Origin of the sequence: Streptomyces sp. XY431, assembly GCF_001279805.1 — a bacterium.
Classification (GTDB): Bacteria; Actinomycetota; Actinomycetes; order Streptomycetales; family Streptomycetaceae; genus Kitasatospora; species Kitasatospora purpeofusca.
In genome coordinates this window covers 1-231 of the sequence record NZ_LGDO01000438.1, presented here as the reverse complement: position 1 = coordinate 231, position 231 = coordinate 1, and the positions used below count along the sequence as shown (strand labels likewise).

Annotated in this window: 1 protein-coding gene; it reads left to right on the top strand. The window is 68.8% G+C overall.

Features of this window, described 5'->3' with window-relative positions:
* The coding region (locus ADK60_RS28220; RefSeq protein WP_159400622.1) for an AMP-binding enzyme at positions 1 to 231 on the top strand (231 nt) is incomplete at both ends.

The following is a 231-nucleotide window of genomic DNA, read 5'->3' as shown; positions in this document are numbered from 1 at the left end:
GTGGACTGTGGATGGGGAGTTGGAGTACCTGGGTCGTGGTGACGACCAGGTGAAGGTGCGTGGTTTCCGGATCGAGTTGGGCGAGGTGGAGAGCGCACTGGCCCGTCCCACCGGGGTCGCGCAGGCGGTCGTCCTGGTGCGGGAGGACCGTCCGGGTGAGAAGCGCCTGGTCGGGTATGTCGTGCCCACCCCCGGCAGCGAACTCGACACCGCCGAGATCCGGGCCGAGGT